General features: G+C 32.7%; 11 protein-coding genes. 9 read left to right on the forward strand and 2 right to left on the reverse strand.

Annotation, left to right across the window (positions count from 1 at the left end):
• Window positions 1-3 precede the first annotated feature (3 nt).
• From AC1EUU_RS01440 to AC1EUU_RS01455, 4 genes are all read left to right on the forward strand, one after another.
• Window positions 4-1590, forward strand: coding sequence for a RagB/SusD family nutrient uptake outer membrane protein (locus AC1EUU_RS01440; RefSeq protein ID WP_480199595.1), 1587 nt, complete (start codon window positions 4-6; stop codon window positions 1588-1590).
• A gap of 121 nt (window positions 1591-1711) precedes the next feature.
• Entirely contained in the window at window positions 1712-3655 is a 1944-nt protein-coding gene (gene nagB / locus AC1EUU_RS01445) for a glucosamine-6-phosphate deaminase (protein ID WP_480199596.1), read from the forward strand.
• A gap of 9 nt (window positions 3656-3664) precedes the next feature.
• Window positions 3665-5710, forward strand: a complete 2046-nt coding sequence (locus AC1EUU_RS01450) for a beta-N-acetylhexosaminidase (protein ID WP_480199597.1) — start codon at window positions 3665-3667, stop codon at window positions 5708-5710.
• A gap of 41 nt (window positions 5711-5751) precedes the next feature.
• A complete protein-coding gene (locus tag AC1EUU_RS01455) occupies window positions 5752-9045 on the forward strand; it encodes a VCBS repeat-containing protein (RefSeq protein WP_480199598.1) in 3294 nt (1097 codons plus the stop codon).
• On the opposite strand, the gene AC1EUU_RS01460 is transcribed toward AC1EUU_RS01455, so the two are convergent.
• Complete coding sequence (locus AC1EUU_RS01460) at window positions 9042-10382, reverse strand: sensor histidine kinase (protein WP_480199599.1); 1341 nt, start codon at window positions 10380-10382, stop codon at window positions 9042-9044. The genes AC1EUU_RS01455 and AC1EUU_RS01460 overlap by 4 nt on opposite strands.
• A complete protein-coding gene (locus AC1EUU_RS01465) occupies window positions 10383-11738 on the reverse strand; it encodes a sigma-54-dependent transcriptional regulator (protein WP_480199600.1) in 1356 nt (451 codons plus the stop codon). It lies immediately after the preceding gene.
• A 241-nt stretch (window positions 11739-11979) separates the two neighbouring features.
• Here AC1EUU_RS01465 and AC1EUU_RS01470 point away from each other — a divergent pair, with 241 nt between their 5' ends.
• From AC1EUU_RS01470 to AC1EUU_RS01490, 5 genes are all read left to right on the forward strand, one after another.
• Window positions 11980-13293, forward strand: coding sequence for a TolC family protein (locus AC1EUU_RS01470; protein WP_480199601.1), 1314 nt, complete (start codon window positions 11980-11982; stop codon window positions 13291-13293).
• A gap of 1 nt (window position 13294) precedes the next feature.
• Window positions 13295-14545 (forward strand): efflux RND transporter periplasmic adaptor subunit, encoded by a 1251-nt coding sequence (locus AC1EUU_RS01475; protein WP_480199602.1) that lies wholly within the window; start codon window positions 13295-13297, stop codon window positions 14543-14545.
• Between the two features lie 44 nt (window positions 14546-14589).
• Complete coding sequence (locus AC1EUU_RS01480) at window positions 14590-15285, forward strand: ABC transporter ATP-binding protein (protein ID WP_480199603.1); 696 nt, start codon at window positions 14590-14592, stop codon at window positions 15283-15285.
• A 70-nt stretch (window positions 15286-15355) separates the two neighbouring features.
• The gene (locus AC1EUU_RS01485; RefSeq protein WP_480199604.1) at window positions 15356-17734 is read left to right on the forward strand and encodes an ABC transporter permease; all 2379 of its coding nucleotides are present in this window, start codon (window positions 15356-15358) and stop codon (window positions 17732-17734) included.
• 17 nt (window positions 17735-17751) lie between these two features.
• Complete coding sequence (locus AC1EUU_RS01490) at window positions 17752-20136, forward strand: ABC transporter permease (protein WP_480199605.1); 2385 nt, start codon at window positions 17752-17754, stop codon at window positions 20134-20136.
• Window positions 20137-20141 lie beyond the last annotated feature (5 nt).

The following is a 20141-nucleotide window of genomic DNA, read 5'->3' on the forward strand; positions in this document are numbered from 1 at the left end:
TTCATGAAAAATATAAATAAGTTAATAGCATATTTATTCATAATTGGATTGTTGAGTACATCCTGTGATGATGGCTTAGAAGATCTTAATCAAAATCCAAGGAATATTACACAAGAACAACTAGAGGTAGATTTTCAGCATGTAGGATCATTATACAAACCTATTTTTGAAAGTATTTATCAATATTCGCCGGCTTGGTCTTATCAGCTACAACAGAACTTAAATGCTGATGTTTATTCAGGTTATCAAACTAACCCGAGACCCTTTATTGCTGGAGCGAATAATACAACGTATAATTTAGTCAGCGGTTGGAATAATTTCATTTGGTCTGTTCCTTATTCAAATGTGATGAATAACGTAAAGTCTATAACAGATTTAACAGACCCTGATTTTCCTACCCTAAATGCTGTTGCTTTAATATTAAAAGTTTCAGCAATGCATAGAGTAAGTGATGTATTTGGTCCAATTGTTTATACCAATTTTGGAGATTTACAGAACGCCGGGGTTTACGACTCTCAACAAGAGGCCTATAATGCTTTCTTTGCTGATCTCGATATAGCTGTAGCGGCATTAATGGCAAACATTGATAGTCCTAGGTTTCAAGCATTTGATTTATCATATGGAGGCGATTATACACAATGGGTGAAATTGGCAAATTCTTTACGTCTACGATTAGCAATACGTATTTCTAAGGTTGATCCTGCAAAGGCTAAAATAGAAGGAGAAAAAGCGCTATCTCAATCTTTAGGAGTAATGACCGCTAATACTGATGGTTTCTTTGTAAATGGTTCTTTAGATCATCCATTACAGACCATTGATAATTCTTGGGGAGACATTAGAATGAATGCTTCTATGGAATCTATATTGGTCGGTTATGATGACCCAAGAGGTAACGTTTATTTTGATAACTCGGTAGCTACTGGAACACTTAAAGGTGTTCGTGGGGGACTACCGTTATTACCAGGATATTCAGATGAATTAGCTCAAAAAGCAGATTACATTAATTACTCTACACTTAATGATGGAATTCATACACCAAAAGTACAATTAATGACAGCTGCAGAAGTGTATTTCTTAAGAGCTGAGGCTGCTTTAAGAGGATGGACAGGAGCAGGAGATGCTCAAGGAAACTATGAAGAAGGAATAATGAAATCTTTTGAGCAACATGGTGCTAGCGGAGCAGCGGCCTATATAGCTGATAATACATCAACTTTTAATGATTATGTAGACACTTTTAATCCTGCTAATAATATTGCGGCTATGAGTGACATCACAATTGCATGGAGTGATGCAACTACTGACGAAGAACGATTAGAGAAAATTATAACACAAAAATGGATTGCAATGTTCCCTGAAGGCCAAGAAGCTTGGAGTGAATATAGACGTACTGGTTATCCTAAAATATTCCCAGTAGTTAGCAATCAGAGTGGAGGTACGATAGATACAGACATTCAAATAAGAAGAATACCATTTGTTGATAGTGAACTATCAACAAATGCAGAAGGTGTGGCTAATGCCGTTACGTTGCTTGGAGGAGCAGATAATGGAGGTACACGATTATGGTGGGATACCGGCGGGTCAAACTTTTAATAATTATTTAGAACATAAGTTTCATAAGGCAAATAGAATTTATAGTTACATGTGTTTGAATTAGTTAAATAAACGGGAGATTTCTATTTCCCGTTTATTTTGAAGTAAAGATTTTTTAAAAATGAATTCAATAATAAAACAACGAAAGCCCGTGAATGTCAAAAGCATAGCATATAGTCCGGCAGGAAAATTTGAGGAGACGCGATTTGAGAAGATTCATAATGTAATTTTTAAAAATTCAAATGAAGCTTCGATTGTAGTGGCCCACGAGATCGCTTATTTGATTCGAGAAAAAGAATTAAAAGGAGAACATTGTGTATTAGGCTTAGCTACTGGTTCTTCGCCAATAAAAGTATATGAAGAATTGGTGCGCTTACACAGGGAAGAAGGTTTAAGCTTTGAAAATGTAATTACATTCAATCTAGATGAGTACTTACCAATGGATAAGCAGAATATTCAGAGCTACTATTATTTCATGCATGAGCATCTGTTTAATCATATAGATATTTTACCCGAGAATATTCATATACCCGACGGTACCTTATCTAATGAGGAGGTATATCAATATTGTGTTGACTATGAATTAAAAATTAAGGCCACAGGAGGTATAGACTTTCAGTTGCTAGGTATAGGTAGAACAGGGCATGTTGGCTTTAATGAACCTGGATCTCACCTAAATTCTAGTACGCGTAGTATTACTTTAGATCATTTAACTAGAGCAGATGCTGCTCATTCGTTTCTAGGGATCGAAAATGTTCCTAGAAAGGCCATTACTATGGGAGTGGCTACAGTAATGTCTGCAAAGAGAATTGTATTATTAGGATGGGGTCAACATAAAGCAAAGATTATAAAAGAGACCATAGAGGGAGAAGTGTCTTCACATGTTCCGGCTACTTATCTTCAAGGTCATAAAAACACCACTTTTATATTAGATAAAGAAGCGGGATCAGAGCTTACAAGAAATAAAACCCCTTGGTTAGTTGGTCCGTCTATCTGGACTGAATCATTACGAAGTAAAGCCATTGTTTGGCTATGCGAGCTAACTAATAAATCAATATTAAAGCTTACCGATAAAGATTATAATGATAACGGAATGTCTAGTTTATTGGCACAAGAAGGAGGCTCTTATGATCTCAATATTGAAATGTTTAATAAGTTGCAACATACTATTACCGGTTGGCCTGGAGGCAAACCAGATTCAGATGATACGAATAGGCCGGAAAGAGCTGAACCTAGAAAAAAAAGAGTAATTATATTCAGTCCGCACCCAGATGATGACGTAATCTCAATGGGTGGTACCTTCGACAGATTGGTTGAGCAAGGACACGAAGTACATATTGCATATCAAACCTCAGGAAATATTGCTGTATCAGACGAAGAAGCATTAAAGTTTGCCGAGGTAAGCCAAATGTTAAACCTCGCCACGGAGGATACCCAAAAAGTTATTAAAGGTCTGCGAAACAAGAAAAAAAATACTGTTGACACTTTAGAAGTTAGAAAATTAAAAGGACTGATAAGAAGAAGCGAATCTTTAGCGGCTACAAGATATTTGGGACTGCCAGATGGGAATGTTCATTTTTTAAATCTTCCTTTCTATGAGACTGGAACTATTAAAAAGAACAAACTATCAGAAGAAGATATTGCAATTATGTGTGATATCATTGCGAAAATAAAACCACATCAAATTTATGCAGCCGGAGATTTAGCCGATCCACATGGCACACATAAAGTCTGCTTAAATGCATTATTTAAAGCATTAGAATCGCTAAAACCAGAAAAATTTATGGATCATTGCTGGGTTTGGTTATATAGAGGTGCATGGCATGAATGGGACACTTACGAGATTGAGATGGCCGTACCAATGAGTCCAGATCAGGTCTTAAAAAAGCGGCATGCCATATTCTACCATCAATCGCAAAAAGATGGAGTTATGTTTCAAGGTGATGATAATAGAGAATTTTGGGTACGTGCGGAAGATAGAAATAGGTTAACCGCAGATAAATATCATAAACTTGGATTAGCAGATTATGCTGCCATCGAGGCATTTAAGAGATATCACTTTTAAATTAAAGATTTGAAAAAATACATTTACATATTTATATGTTGCATTACTTTTTCTAGCGCTGCGCAAATGCATTTAAATGATAAATACAATTTAATGCCTTGGCCAAAAAGTATTGATGAAAATAATCAACAATTTATAATAAAACCAGGCTTTACCATTGGGGTAAATGGCTTAAACGATAAGCTAAAAAATGGCACAACGAGTTTTTTAAGAAGACTTTCTGGTAGAACAGGCGTTTTTATTGATGAAGGTTTTGCTATTGAAGCTTCAGAAATCAAAAAACCATCATTATTAATTGAATATAAAAAAGAAGGAGCGTTAACAATTGATTTAGACGAATCATATGACTTAAGCATTTCAGTCAATCAATTAGTTATAAGGTCGCAGACTGATGTTGGGGCATTAAGAGCTTTAGAAACATTACTACAGTTGGTAGACCATAATGCAGAAACTTATTTTTTTCCTGGAGTTACGATCGAAGATAGTCCTAGATTTCGATGGAGAGGTTTAATGATCGACGTTGCTAGACATTACCAACCTTTAGAGGTTATCAAGAGAAATTTAGATGCTATGGCTTCCGTTAAAATGAATGTCTTTCACTGGCATCTTACCGATGATCAAGGATTTAGAGTTCAATCAAATATATTTCCTAAACTGCATGAACTTGGATCTGATGGGCAATATTATACACATGCACAAATTAAAGAAATTGTTTCTTATGCACACTTAAGAGGGATTCGTGTTATTCCGGAAATTGATGTTCCCGGGCACGCATCAGCTATTTTGGCCGCCTATCCCGAACTAGGTAGTAGAGATACAATTTATAGCATTGAACGATTTGCTGGCGTATTTGACCCTACACTCGATCCTACTAATGAAAAAACGTATGAATTTTTAGACAAGCTTTTTGAAGAAATTACACCCTTATTTCCGGATGCCTATTTTCATATAGGCGGCGATGAAAATGAGGGAAAACACTGGGATGAAAACGAAAAAATACAAAAGTTTAAGAAAAAAAATAAACTTAAAACAAATCATGACCTACAAACATACTTTAATATGAGATTAGAAAAAATCCTTAAAAAGTATGATAAAAAATTAATGGGATGGGATGAAATTATGACTCCAAATATGCCTACTACTGCGGTAATACATTCATGGAGGGGAGAACATGAAGGATTACCAAAAGGAGGCACTTTAATTGAAGCTGCAAAAAAAGGATATCATACAGTATTATCGAATGGTTTTTATATAGATAGAATGCAACCTGTTATTGATCATTATTTAATTGAACCAATAGGTGATGCAAAACTATCTGAAGAAGAAGAAAATAGAATACTTGGAGGTGAAGTAACCATGTGGGGAGAATTAATAACACCTTTAACCATTGACTCTCGAATATGGCCTAGAACCGCGGCAATAGCCGAACGTTTTTGGTCTCAAAAAAATATTAATGATATGAATAGTTTATACAGAAGGCTTGGTATTATTAGTTTTAGACTTGAAGAATTAGGAATTACACATATTAAAAATAGAGATGTAATACTTAGAAATATTGCAAACAATCAGAGTATAAATTCACTACGAACATTGGTTAGTATTTCTGAGCCTTTAAAAATATACTCAAGAAATAAGGGAGGGACAGAGTATAAATCATTTTCTCCTTTTACGCTATTTGCCGATGCTTGTAGTGCCGATGCACCCGATGCAATATTGTTTAATGAACGCGTTTCAAGTTATATTGAAAATCAAAGTTTGAAGAACAAACAAAAAGTTATTAATTACCTCGATAAGTGGATCGCAAATTATAAAAAGTTTGAACTCCTTAAAAAGAACCCAATACTTAATCAAATTGGTCAGCAATACAAAAACTTAGCCGAGGTATCAAGTTCTATAAAGCATATACTTACAAATGGAGCTGGAAACAAAAATGAAGACTTTAGTTTAACAGAACAACAAATCGAAAAGCTCAAAGAATCTTTTGTTGATGTTGAAATAATGGTATATAAAGACTTAAAAAAACTTCTTAATTACCTTCAAATAAAGAATAACTAACCACTAAATTGTATAACTTTATATGAAATAATTTTGTGTCAATGAGATATACGTTTTTGGTTATATTAGTGTTAAGTGCTTTCTTCTCATGTAAGAAAAAAGATGAAATTTCTCTTTCCAATCAAAAGAAAACACTTTTCTCATTATTAAAAAGTGAAGATTCTGGAATTGACTTTAAAAATGTAGTAAGAGAAAATCTTTATTTTAATTTTTTAAATTATCCCTATATCTACAATGGAGGTGGAGTTGCTGTTGGAGACATTAATAATGACGGTCTTGATGATGTTTATTTCACGGCTAATCAAGGGCCCAACAAGCTTTACTTAAATCAAGGAAATCTCAAATTTAAAGATATAACGAATGCTGCAAGGGTAACCGATAGTGTTGGTTGGTCTACCGGGGTTACTATGGTTGATATTAACAACGATGGATGGTTAGATATTTATGTATCTAAATCGGGTTCATTAAACAATCATGAAAAGAGAAAAAATAAGCTTTACATAAATCAAAAGGATAATACCTTTCGAGAAAAGGCAAAGGACTTTGGATTAGATTTCTACGGATTTTCAATACAGGCTCATTTTTTTGATATGGATAAAGATGGTGACCTCGATATGTATTTAGTAAATCATAGAGTAGATTTTAGAAATAATATAATTGTAGATGTTGAGAGAGATAAGAAAATTGAAGATTATGGCTCCGATCAATTATTTAGAAACGATGATGGTAAATTTACGAATGTTACTGATCTTTCTGGAGTTGCAAACAAAGCTTGGGGTTTATCTGCTGTAATCGGAGATTTTAATAATGATAATTGGCCAGATATTTTTGTAGCTAATGACTTCTTTCACCCGGATTATCTTTATATAAACAATCAAAATGGAACATTTACCGACGAGTCATTAACTGTTTTTAATCACCTTTCTAATAGTAGTATGGGGTCTGATTATGAGGATATTAACAATGATTTACATCCAGATTTAATTGTACTCGATATGCTTGCCGAAGATCATATTAGAGCAAAAAAGAATATGGCTTCTATGAATACCAATAGTTTTAAGATAATGGTAGACAATGGTTACCATCATCAATATATGTCAAATGTTTTGCAACTTAACAATGGCAATGGTTCATTTAGTGAAATAGCGCATCTTTCTGGAATTGCTAAGACGGATTGGTCATGGGCATCATTAATCGCCGATTTCGATAACGATGGCTACAAAGATGTTTTTATTACAAATGGTATTGAAAATGATTTGTCAAATCAAGACTTTAGAGACCAAATGAGGAAGAACATAATGAGCAGAAAGAAAGTCACTTTAGATGAAGCAATTAATATGATGCCATCACAAAAATTGCAAAATTATATTTTTAAAAATAATGGCGATTTAACCTTTTCAAAAGCATCAGAAGAATGGGGAATAAAAGAGCTGATAAATTCTAATGGAGCTGCATATAGTGATCTGGATAATGATGGTGATCTTGACTTAATTATAAATAATCAATCAGATAAGGCAAGTATTTATAAGAATAATTCTAACAAAAACCATATTACTTTTTCAGTTAAAGGACCTAAGAACAATCCAAAAGGCATTGGTGTTGAAATGTACGTTCATAGTGATGATAAACATCAGTTTAAGCAATTATATGTTGAAAGAGGCTATCAATCTTCAGTTACCCAGAAATTACATTTCGGACTTGGTGATAAAACCAATATTGATAGTGCTATGGTAGTTTGGCCAGATGGTGCAAAACAACTCTTGACGAATATAAAGTCCAATCAAACTTTTGCAATAAATTATGAAGACGCGAAGATAGAAGAAGAAAATTCTATTAGAGAAAAGAGCATATTTGAAGAAATAGATGTGCAAAAGTTGGGATTAGACTATGTACAAGAAGAAAATTCTTTTAACGACTTTGATTTACAACTTTTACTGCCTCAAAAACAATCAGAAATTAGCAAAGCCTTGGCCGTAGCCGATATTAATAATGATGGTTTAGAAGATATTTTCATTGGAAACGCAAAGGATGCTAAAGCGGCGTTATACATTCAGAATAAGGCAGGGAAATTTGTGAGTTCTAACGATGTACTTTTTGAAAGTGAAAAGAAATATGAGGATACCGATGCGGCATTTTTTGACGCCGATAATGATGGTGATCTAGACTTATATGTTTCTTCTGGAGGATATGAAATTCAATCGAATAGTAAGTTACTTCAAGATAGGCTCTATATTAATAATGGCAATGGACAATTAATAAAATCGAATACATTACCAAAAATGCTATCTAATACATCGTCGATTACCTTTTCTGACTATGACAATGATGGTGATTTAGATATTTTCACTGCTGCCAGGGCCACATATGGTAAGTACCCGCTTCACGATAGATCATTTTTGTTAGAAAATAATAATGGAAAATTTATTGATGTTACCTCTAAAAAGATTAATCAGATCAATGAGGTTCGGATAATAAACGATGCTATTTTTTCTGATTTTGATAATGATGGCGATAAAGATTTAATTGTTGTTGGTGAATGGATGCCTATAACGGTTTTTGAAAATAGTGAGGAACGTTTCTTGAAAAAAGAATTAATCGATGATACCAAATCAAATGGGTGGTTTCAAACAATAAAAGAAATAGATATTGATAATGATGGAAGCCTTGATTATTTAGTTGGAAACTGGGGAAAGAATAATAAATTTCACCCAACAAAAGATAAACCATTACATATTTATGCCGATTATTTTGATGATAATTCTTCATTTGATATGGCATTGAGTAAGGTATCAAAATCAGGAGAACTTTTACCGGTAAGAGGTAAAGAGTGTTCTTCAGAACAAACACCATTTTTAAAACAAAAAATTGGAACTTACGAAGATTTTGCAAAGGCAACCATGCCTCAGATTTACGGAGACGATCGGCTTCAAAATGCCACGCATTATGAAGCCCATAATTTTAATACTTTATTATTAAAAAATTCAGGAGATGGCACATTCCGTATTATTTCCTTACCTAATGAAGCGCAATTTAGCCCTACATTAAGCTTTGAGACCTTTGATTTTAATGGAGATGGTTTGCAAGATATTTTTGGAGTGGGTAATATATATGATACTGAAGTCGAAACCATTCGTTATGATGCCTCGAAAGGATATATATTATTTAATAATGATGAAGCGAATTTTAAATTTGTAGATGATAGTAGTTACTTTAATAATAACGAAGCTAAAACTGTTAGACAAATTAAAATAAAAGGAATTCCGCATTTTATAATCTTAAATAAAAGAGGTTTTTTAAAAATATTAAGATTGAGCGATTCGTCTGTTGAAAGCTAAAAATTTAAGGTAAAAACTGTTTGCTTATTTGGTATCGAACTTACTTTTAAATTACCACCATGTAAGTGCATTATTTGTTTAGATAGGCTCAAACCAATACCGGTTCCAGAATCTTTTGTTGTGAAAAAAGGCACAAAAATTTCTTTTAGTACTTCTTTAGATATACCCGGACCATTATCTTCAATTGTAATAAATTTATGTGTGTTGCTAAATGCTCCAACTTCAATACTAATTTTACCATTTTCTTGATTCCCAATCGACTGTATTGCGTTTTTAATAATATTGATTAACACCTGAGACATTTGCTGATCATCAATAAACAATAACAACTCATTCGAAGCTATTTTAGAAATAATTGAAATATTAGACGTTTTATATTGCTTAGCCATTAATATTACTTTATCTATAAAGTTTTTTGCAGAGACTAGTTTTCTATCGGGTTTAGGAATGTTTAACATACTTCTATATGATTGTACAAAAGTCATTAAGTCTTCTCCTTGATTTTTAATCACTTCTAAACCTTTAGTAGTTGCTAAATCGCGTTTTTGCGTTTCCTCAATTGAGAGATCGTTTTTTTTATAGTTTTTTAATATGGTATCAGAGATTGAAGTAATTGGAGTAATAGTATTCATAATTTCATGGGTGAGTACTCGAATTAGTTTTGTCCATGAATCTGTTTCTTTTTGATCTAACTCTTTATGAATATCTTGTACAACAACTAATAAAAGATCTTGATTTTCAATTGAAACTGAAGTTGCTTTAATAGAAAGTATAATTTTTTCACGTTCATTGGTCATTTCTACTAATTTCCGATCAAAGGGTTGAATGATCTTAAATACCTCAAATAGGTTGTTATCTACTTTAGCTAATTGCTGAACATGATTTAATGGTGTATAATTTAATAACTTCTCTACCCGTTGATTGGCAAATAAAATGTGTCCATTTTTATTGATGGTTAATAGACCAATGTCTGCATGCTTTAAAATTTCTTGATAGTATTTTTCCTGTGCTTGGTTTCTTGAATGTACATTTTGTAACATTTCATTGAGGCCATTTAAGCTAGCATTTAATTCTTGTAATGAGTTTGAATCAGAACCTTTTGGAAAGCGAAGCGTAAAATCTTCATTTTTTACAGCTTTAAAGAAATAAGCTATTTTTCGGTTAGTGGTGTTTAGATAATTAATTAAGGATATAACTTGAAGAATAAAAAGTAACCCTATGATTATGGCTAAGCCGATATGATAGTTATTTGAAAACGTAAAAGCTAATAACAAAGCCGTAATGGCAATAAAAACAATTCTAACAATAATCCGTATGTATAAATTTTTACTTATCATTTATTGTTTTAGCTTATTATATAAGGTTTGCCTTGAAATACCCAACTCATTGGCGGCAGCACTATGATTACCATCATGTTTTTTTAGAGCATTTTTGATCATTACTTGCTCCATTTCTTCAAGGGTTTTTGAAGCATGAGTCAAGTTATCTATTTTAGTTTTTGCACTTAAAATAAAATCTTCAGGTTTAATAATAGTTCCTTCACTTAAAATTACAGAGCGTTCTATTGCATGTTGTAACTCTCGAACATTTCCGGGCCATTGATAATTTAAAAGCTTTTGTTGCGCTTTTTGATTGATTTGTAACCCAAATTTACCATACTTGTTACCGAACTTTTTTAAGAAAAAATCTGCTAAAACTAATATGTCATTATCTCTTTCGCGAAGTGGAGGTACTTCAATATGAATGGTATTAATTCGATAAAGTAAATCTTCACGAAAAAGCCCATCAACAACCATTTGTTCTAAATTACTATTAGTAGCACACACCAGACGTATATTAACGGGTATAGGTTTATTAGAACCAACTCTTACTACACTTTTTTGTTGAATGGCAGAAAGTAGTTTAGCCTGCATTTGTAAAGATAAATTTCCAATTTCATCTAGAAATAAAGTTCCATTGTTAGCAGCTTCAAATTTACCCGCTCGGTTGTCTTTAGCATCCGTAAAAGCTCCCTTTGTATGGCCAAAGAGTTCACTTTCAAAAAGCGTTTCAGAAATTGAACCCATATCTACATTTATAAACACTTCGTTCTTTCTCGAAGAAGAGCTATGCAGCTCACGAGCTATTAGCTCTTTTCCGGTTCCATTTTCACCGGTAATTAAAACATTAACATCAGTTTTTGCTACTTTTTTAGTTAGTGAGATAACAGAATTCAAAGCGCCAGAGTTACCAATAATGTAATTTTTATCTTGGTTTATAACTTGTTTTAATTCTTTGGTTTTCTGTTTTAACTTTTGAACTTCTTTTTGAGATTTCTGTAATAGATGTGCAGATTTTACAGTAGCCAAAAGTTTATCATTATTCCATGGTTTTAAGATAAAATCTGAGGCTCCTTCTTTTAGTGCTTTAACCGCCAATTCGATATCTCCATATGCGGTCATCATGATTACTGCTGTTTTAGGTGATTTTTGTTTAATATGACGTAACCAAAAAATACCTTCATTACCCGTATTTATACCGGCAGAAAAATTCATATCTAATAAAACTATGGTGGTATCATCTATATTTAACGATGATATTTCATTAGCATTATTGATGGTTTGAATCGATTTATATTCAAACTGAAGCAAAATCTCAAGAGCACTTAAGATGCTCTTATTATCGTCTACAATAATAATATTACTGTCTAGCATAATGTAAAAGTAAATATCAATTCATTACTTTTTAATCAATTGTCAAAAAAATGGACACTTAATGTATATTTTTTTGACACAATGAAAACCTGGTCAATTAAAAATAATTATAAATAATTGATAATCAAATAAATAAAATATTGGCATACCATTAGTATTAGTTTTGGCACAAGTAATTAAATATAAAATGATCTTTATACTCATTGAACTTATTAAAAAATTGATATTGTTAGCTTGTTTGATGGCAGTAACATTTTCTACAGCTCAAAAAAAGTGGTCATTGCAAGAGTGTGTAAATTATGCGCAAGAGCATAATTTAACCATAAAAGATGCTACTTTTTTAAAAGATGCGGCTAAAGAAACTTACAAACAATCTATACGAGATTTATTGCCAGCAGTGGCCGGTTATACAGATTATAGCATTCGTTATGGTAGATCGGTAAATCCAAATGATAATAGCATTACCAATTCAGATTTCTTTTCTAATAATTATTCCTTAAACGGTTCATTAGATTTATTTCAAGGGTTTAAAAAGATAAATACTCTGAGAGCTTCAAAATTTTTACACAATGCAACAAAAGAAGATGAAGACCAACAAAAATTCTTGCTCTCATTTAGAGTTATGAATGCTTACTATGATATAGTTTATTTTAAAGGATTGGTAACAATTTCTAGAGAGCAATTAGAAATTTCTGAAGCCAATTATAATCTCGCTAAAAAACAAATAGATTTAGGAATTAAGGCAGGAGCCGATCTTTATGAAGCAGAATCAACTTTGTTAAGAGACGAGCTTACATTGACCCAAAATGAGAATAACCTACAAGTGGCAAAATTAGCTTTGATTCAAGAAATGAATTTAAATGAAAACAATATATCATCAATAGATATTGTAGCTCCATCTATTCAGCTTTTACAAACTAACAATGAGAACATAGATAGCGTTTATGGCGCAGCACAAAAAACGGTTCCATTGATAAAAGCACAACAGCTTAGAGTAAAGGCAGCCAAAAAAAACCTAGCCGCGGAGCGGGGTAATTATTATCCATTATTTAGTTTCTTCGCAGCAACCGGAACAGGTTATTTTGAAACCAATGTTGATGCTAATAACATAACCAAACCTTTTAAAACTCAAATAGATGAGAATATGTCAAGTAGAATAGGAGTACAGGTTAATATTCCAATTTTTAATAATGGACTTGCCCGTTCACGCGTTAAACAGCAAAAAATTACATTGTTAAGAGAAGAGAATAACTTAAAGGCACAAGAGCAAATTCTATTTCAAGAAATACAAAAGCTGGTGCAAGAAAACAATGCTTTGAAAACTGAATTTTCACAAAGCTCCAAGCAGGCATTAGCTCAGGAACAAGCATTTAAAGTTGCACAAAAAAAATATGCCAGAGGGCTGATTAATATTATGGAGCTAAATCAGGCAAAAACTTTATTCGCAACAGCAAAAAATGACAATTTGCAGGTGAATTTAAAGTTACATGTAAACAATAGCACATTAAATTTTTATAAAGGAATTTCAACATTGAAGAACTTAACTTATAACTAAAATGGATATAAAGATAGAAAAGAAAAAAGGGCTCAAACCTAAACATTATGGATTTATCGCTCTGGGTTTATTCTTAGCTTTTGCAGCCTATAAAATTGCCTTTGGCTCTTCTTCTAAAACATTTAGAACAGAAAAAGATAAGCTTTCAATCGCTCAGGTTACTCAAGGGAAGTTTGATGATTATATTACAATTAATGGTTCTGTAGCCCCAATAACTACTATTTATATGGACGCTTATGAAGGTGGTCGTGTAACAGAGAAATTAATAGAAGAAGGCGCAATGGTAACAAAGGGAGATATTATTTTAAAACTAGAAAATCAATCATTATACGAGCAGATTCTTGCCAGCGAAAGTAACTTGGCCTTAAAGCAAAATGATTTACGTTCTACTAAACTTACATTCGATTCTCGTCAAGTTGAAGGTAAAAAATCGCTGGCAACCGCTTCGTATGACCTCGAACGAAAAAAACGAAATTTTAAACAAAATCAATCTCTGTTTGATGACGAATTGATATCTAGAGAAGAGTATTTAAAAGCTAAAGAAGATTTTGAATTATCGAAAAAGCAACATGAGATTATAAAGCTACAAACTGAACAAGATGATCAATTAAGAAATACATCACTGTTAGGCCTAGATACTGATTTAGCACGAATGAAAAAAACATTAGCAATGGTATATCAACGAATTGACCATCTAAACGTTCGCGCTCCTGCAGATGGCCAGTTGGGCTTTTTAGATGCAGAAATTGGACAGAGTATTGCTAAAGGACAGCGCATCGGGCAAATAAATGTATTAACCGATTACAAAATAGAAGCTGCTATAGATGAGCATTATATTGACCGTGTTAAGCGAGGTTTAAGTGCCACCTTTGAGCGTAATGGTAAAGAATATAAGTTAAGAATACGTAAGGTCTATCCAGAAGTTCGTAACGGTCGTTTTAAAGTAGATTTGGTGTTTGCTAATGTCAAACCAGAAACCATTAGAGCAGGGCAATCTTATAATATAAAATTACAATTAGGAGAATCTAGTGACGCACTATTATTACCCAAAGGAAGCTTTTTTCAAAGTACCGGAGGTCAATGGATTTTTGTGGTAGATAAAGGTGGCAGCACAGCGTTTAAGAGAAGTATTAGAGTAGGAAAACAAAATTCAAGATATTATGAAGTTTTAGAAGGGCTTGATAATGGTGAAAATGTTATCACTTCCAACTACGATAATTTCGGAGATGCCGAACGCATTGTACTCAAATAATGTTACAAAAAAATTGTCTTAAAGTCTTTAAATAAAATTAACAAATGATAAAAATTGAAAATCTAAAAAAGAGCTTTAGAACCGAAGAGGTAGAAACTTTAGCTTTAAATAGTGTAAGCCTTAATGTAGCCCAAGGCGAATTTGTAGCCATTATGGGGCCATCTGGTTGTGGAAAATCTACTTTACTTAACATTATAGGAATGCTGGATAATCCTACCGAAGGCACATATCATTTCGCTGGCCATGAAGTTGGTCAGTTAAAAGAAAACCAAAGAACTAAAGTCCGAAAAGGGAATTTAGGATTTGTATTTCAAAGCTTTAATCTGATCGATGAATTAACCGTATACGAAAATGTAGAGTTACCCCTTATCTATCTTAAAATGAATAAAGCGGAGCGCAAGCAAAAGGTAATGGCCGTTTTAGAACGTATGAAGATTGCACATCGTGAAAAACACTTTCCGCAACAGTTATCAGGTGGTCAACAGCAACGTGTGGCAATAGCAAGAGCCGTTGTAACCACGCCAAAATTAATTTTAGCCGATGAACCTACAGGAAACTTAGATTCAAAAAATGGAATCGAGGTTATGAATTTATTGACTGAATTAAATCAAGAGGGAACTACCATTATTATGGTTACACACTCTGATCGAGATTCACATTACGCACATCGTGTGGTTAACCTATTTGACGGACAAATAGTGACGGAAAGTCAAAATAGAGAAATAGGGGCAACCGTATAACAATGAAATAAAGTAATCTATGTTCAAGAACAATTTAAAAATAGCCTGGCGTAATCTAACCAAAAGCAAATTGCAGAGTTCCATAAATCTGTTGGGCTTAACAATAGGTATGGTATGTTGTTTAAGTATTTTGGTATATGTATTTGCACAATTTGGTTATGATACGCACCATAAAGATGCCAATGCAATATATAGAGTAACGACTAAGTTGAAGAGTGTTGGAAACACTAGCATTGATAATGTATCTGCCGGAGTTAGCCCGCCTATAGCTTTTGCGTTAAAAGAAGATTATCCTGAAGTTCTTGAAGTCTGTAGAGTAGTTTATTTTGGTTCAGGTTATGATGAAGTACTACAGGCAGAAAACAGTAAAAACAGTTTCTATGCTTCTAATGGATACGTTGTAGACTCTACCTTTTTTGAAGTTTTCAACTTTAAATTTCTTGAAGGAAAAGCCAAAGGCTCCTTGAATGAGCCTAATACAGTTGTACTATCTTCAAGCCTTGCAAAAAAGTTATTCGGGAATCAAGAAGCTATAAATAAATCTTTAAGTATTGGAGCCGGAAATAATAAAATGAACGTGACGGTAAAAGGTGTTTTTGATGAGCATTTTGGGAAGTCGCACCTAAACCCTAATTATATTCTAACCATGAATACTCCAAATGTTGGAGCGTTTGTTAGGAGCGTTCAAAACTTTGCTACTCAAAATTTTGCATTTACTTACTTGAAATTAAATAAAAATGTCGATGCAGCTAATTTTGAAAAAAAGCTTCCAGTGTTTTTAGATAGAAGAGCATCGAATGATTTAGCTGCAGCTGGTTTTGAGAAGAAATTGGCATTACATCCAGTTAAGGATATTCACCTTTATTCTAAGGGAATTGATCATCAAATAGATAAAGTTTCAGATATAGGTTATCTATATTCTATGCTTTTATTGGCAGTCATAATTATCTTGGTGGCCTGTATTAATTTTGTGAATTTAAGTACTGCAAGAGCTAACAAAAGAGCGAAAGAAATAGGCGTACGCAAGGCCATAGGTGCTAACAAGAGATCATTAACTCAACAGTTTTTAAGCGAGTCAGTATTATTGGCATTTATCGCGGTATGTATTAGTATACCTATCACCCTTTTGGCCTTGCCTTTTATAAATGAGTTAATGCAAAGTAATTTAGTAGCTCAAGACTTGTTAAATACAAAAATCCTTCTGTCAATTTCAATTTTTACCATTATAACAGGACTACTGGCAGGATTTTACCCAGCTATAGTGCTGTCGGCAGTGAAGCCTATAAAGGTGTTAAGAGGTACGTCTAATCTACAATTGGGCCATGGTAATCTAAGAAAATCTTTGGTTGTCTTTCAATTTATAGTTTCTACCATATTAATTGTTTCAGTTATAGTTATTACACAACAATTGCAATTTGCTCAAAGTAAATACATGGGATTTGATAAAGAAAACCTTATAGCAGTGAGATTAGGAACTAATGAGCTTTCTAATAAATATAGCGCTATAAAAGAGCAATTAACTTCAGTACCAGGGGTTAAATTAGTTACTGGGAGTAACCACTATCCTTCAGAAAGAATATTAGGCGATCTTGGTATGCATTTACCAAACGAAAGTTCTAGCAATATACGCTCGGTTTTTTATAATGGTGTTAGTGAAAACTACTTTAAAACAGTTGGCACAAAACTATTGGCTGGTAGAACTTTACGCTCAACGGATAGCACTCAGGTAATTGTTAACAAAGCTACTATAGACATGTTCAATATTCCTTTAGAAAAGGCGATAGGGAGTACCATTATTCAATCATATGAGAATGAGCAAACTGAATATGAAATTGTTGGAGTATCAGAGAATTATCATTTTGACTCACTAAAAGAGACTATAAAACCTTTATTGTTATATAATGATGAATCACCAAATTGGTTAATCGTAAAGGCCGAAATCAAAGATTATCAGTCCTTAATATCAGGTTTAGAAAGCAATTGGAATCAAACAAATGCCCACGCGCCGTTTTTCTATAACTTCATTGATAAGAATATACAAAAGCTTTATGAAGATGAGCAGCGCTTGGGTAAAATATCAATAGTATTTACCATACTTGCTATTTTAATTAGTTGCCTCGGATTATTTGGTCTTATATCATATATAGCTGAACAAAAAAAGAAAGAAATAGGAATACGTAAAGTACTTGGAGCTAGCATTAATTCAGTAATCAACTTAATTACCAAAGACTTTGTGAAATTAGTAGTAATAGCATTGGTTATAGCTACGCCTATTGCCTATTTATTAATGAATAATTGGCTCGAAGGATTTGTATATAAAATCGAAATTAAATGGTGGGTATTTGCCCTTGCAGGATGTATGGCATTACTAATTACATTTTTAACAGTAAGTTTTCAATCTTTTAGAGCAGCCATGGTAAATCCAACACAATCACTAAGAACAGAATAGTCATAAAATAAAGAATCATGTTTAAAAATCATCTTAAAATAGCCTGGAGGAACTTAATGAAGAGAAAAGTATTTGCTACTATTAATATTTTAGGCTTGGCTGTAGGTTTTGGTAGCAGTATTCTTATTTTTCTTTTTCTTAATTATAATCTGTCATTTGATAAATTTCATTACAATTCAGACAACATTTATCGATTGAATACAGAAGAGCATAGAGACGATATTGAATACAATGCTAGTGTTCCTCCCGCTTTTGCTAAAGTCTTTCGAGATGAATATAATTATGCTGAAAAAGTTGCCAAGATTGTTTTTTTAGAAGAAATGTTACTAACAATTAAGAGCAATGAGACTGAAAATAAGTTAATGGAAGAAGTTGCTTATGTTGAAGAAGACTTTTTTAAGATATTTAATTTTCCTCTTTTAAATGGAAGTAATGATGTTTCACTTTCCGCTCCTAACACCGCCATACTCACCGAAGAAATGGCGCTTAAAATGTATGGAACAATTGATGTTGTTGGTAATACATTTATTTTAGATAATAATAAGGTTATTTCAATTACAGGAGTTTTAAAGAACTTTCCAAGAACCTCTTATTTCAATAATCAATTATTTATTTCATTCAAAAATTTAGTTGATACATTTGAGTTTGCAGCAGGAGAAAATTGGGGAGGTATTACAAATAATTTACAGTGTTATGCTTTATTAAAGCCTAATCAGAATATAGAAGCTATTGAGACTACACTGTTAGAACTTCCTAAAAAACATCGCCCTAATAGTAAGAATAAACATGTATATAAACTACAGCCATTATCAGATATACATTTCAATTCTGATTATGGAGGATTAGACTCTGTTTTACTTTGGGTTTTTGCGATAGTAGGTTTATTCTTAATTATAATTGCTAGTATTAATTACATTAATATTTCAACAGCACAGGCTTTCTATAGATCAAAAGAAATAGGTATTCGTAAAGTCTTAGGAAGTTTCAAGCAACATTTATTTTGGCAATTTCTATCAGAAACTTTTGTTATCAGTCTATTTTCTATGGGATTAGGCCTTTTGTTTGCCATTTTATTTTTACCCCATTTCAATAATCTTTTTGAAATTCAATTATCCATTAGTGATTTATTGAATCTAAAGTTTGGAGTTTTTATTCTCATAATCTTGTCTTTAGTATCTTTTTTATCTGGGAGTTATCCTGGTATATTGATGAGCCGTATTGTGCCTGTTTTAGCATTAAAAGGTAAGCTGAACTATAATGATGCGGGTAACTCTTCTACACGTAGAATATTAGTAATTACACAATTCACAGTTTCTATAGTACTTATAGCATCTACTATAATCATATCACAGCAAATTGATTACGCTGTTAATTCAGATTTGGGGTTTAATAAAGAGTCTATAGTGATGATACCTATACCAAGTGAAATTGAAGAAGAAAGATTGAATGGGCTTGAAGATAGGTTATCGCGTATAGCTGGTGTAGAGGATGTTTCTAGTTGTTTTGGTAGTCCAGGCGCTGCAGATGCTAATTGGGGGACAAACATTCGCTATAATACCAGACCAGAAGCCGAAGAATTTAGTATTCAAGCAAAATTAGGAGATGAAAATTATATCAACACTTTTGGGTTAGAACTAACGGCCGGTAGAAATTTTTTCAAAAGAGATACTATTGATGAAATATTAGTAAATGAAAGACTTGCAAGAAAACTGGGGCTCGATTCACCCGAAGAAATGATTGGAAAGCAAATAGCTGTAAATAGTGGAACCATAAAAGCAACTATAGTTGGCGTTATTAAAGATTTTCATGATCGCAATTTTACACAAGAAATTAGCCCGGTATTCATTGCACCTAATAGAAATGCATATAATGAAATAGCTATTAAAATAAATGCATCTAATACAAAACAAACATTAACTCAAATAGATCAACGATGGTCTGAAGTATTTGAAGGTTATGTTTTTGATTATCACTTTTTAGATGATAGAGTAGCGGCACAATATGAAAGAGAACAGCGTTATTTATCACTTTCAAAGACATTTTCTGCTCTGGCTATTTTAATAGGTTGTTTAGGGCTTTATGGGCTCATTCTATTTTTCGTAAGAAAACGAACAAAAGAAATAGGTATCCGCAAAGTATTGGGGAGCAATGTTATAGATATACTAACCTTATTTTCTATAGATTTTTTAAAACTAGTCTTAATTGCTGGTTTAATAGCTACACCACTTACTTGGTACTTTATGAATCAGTGGCTCCAAGAATTCACTTATAAGGCAAAGATATACTGGTGGTATTTTGCAATAGCTATTATAATCATAATGCTAATTACTTTAATAACAATAAGCTATCAAACTTTAAAATTGGCTTATACCAATCCGGTAAAGAGCTTAAGAACAGAATAGTTAAA

Source organism: Maritimimonas sp. 2205BS37-2, from assembly GCF_056591755.1.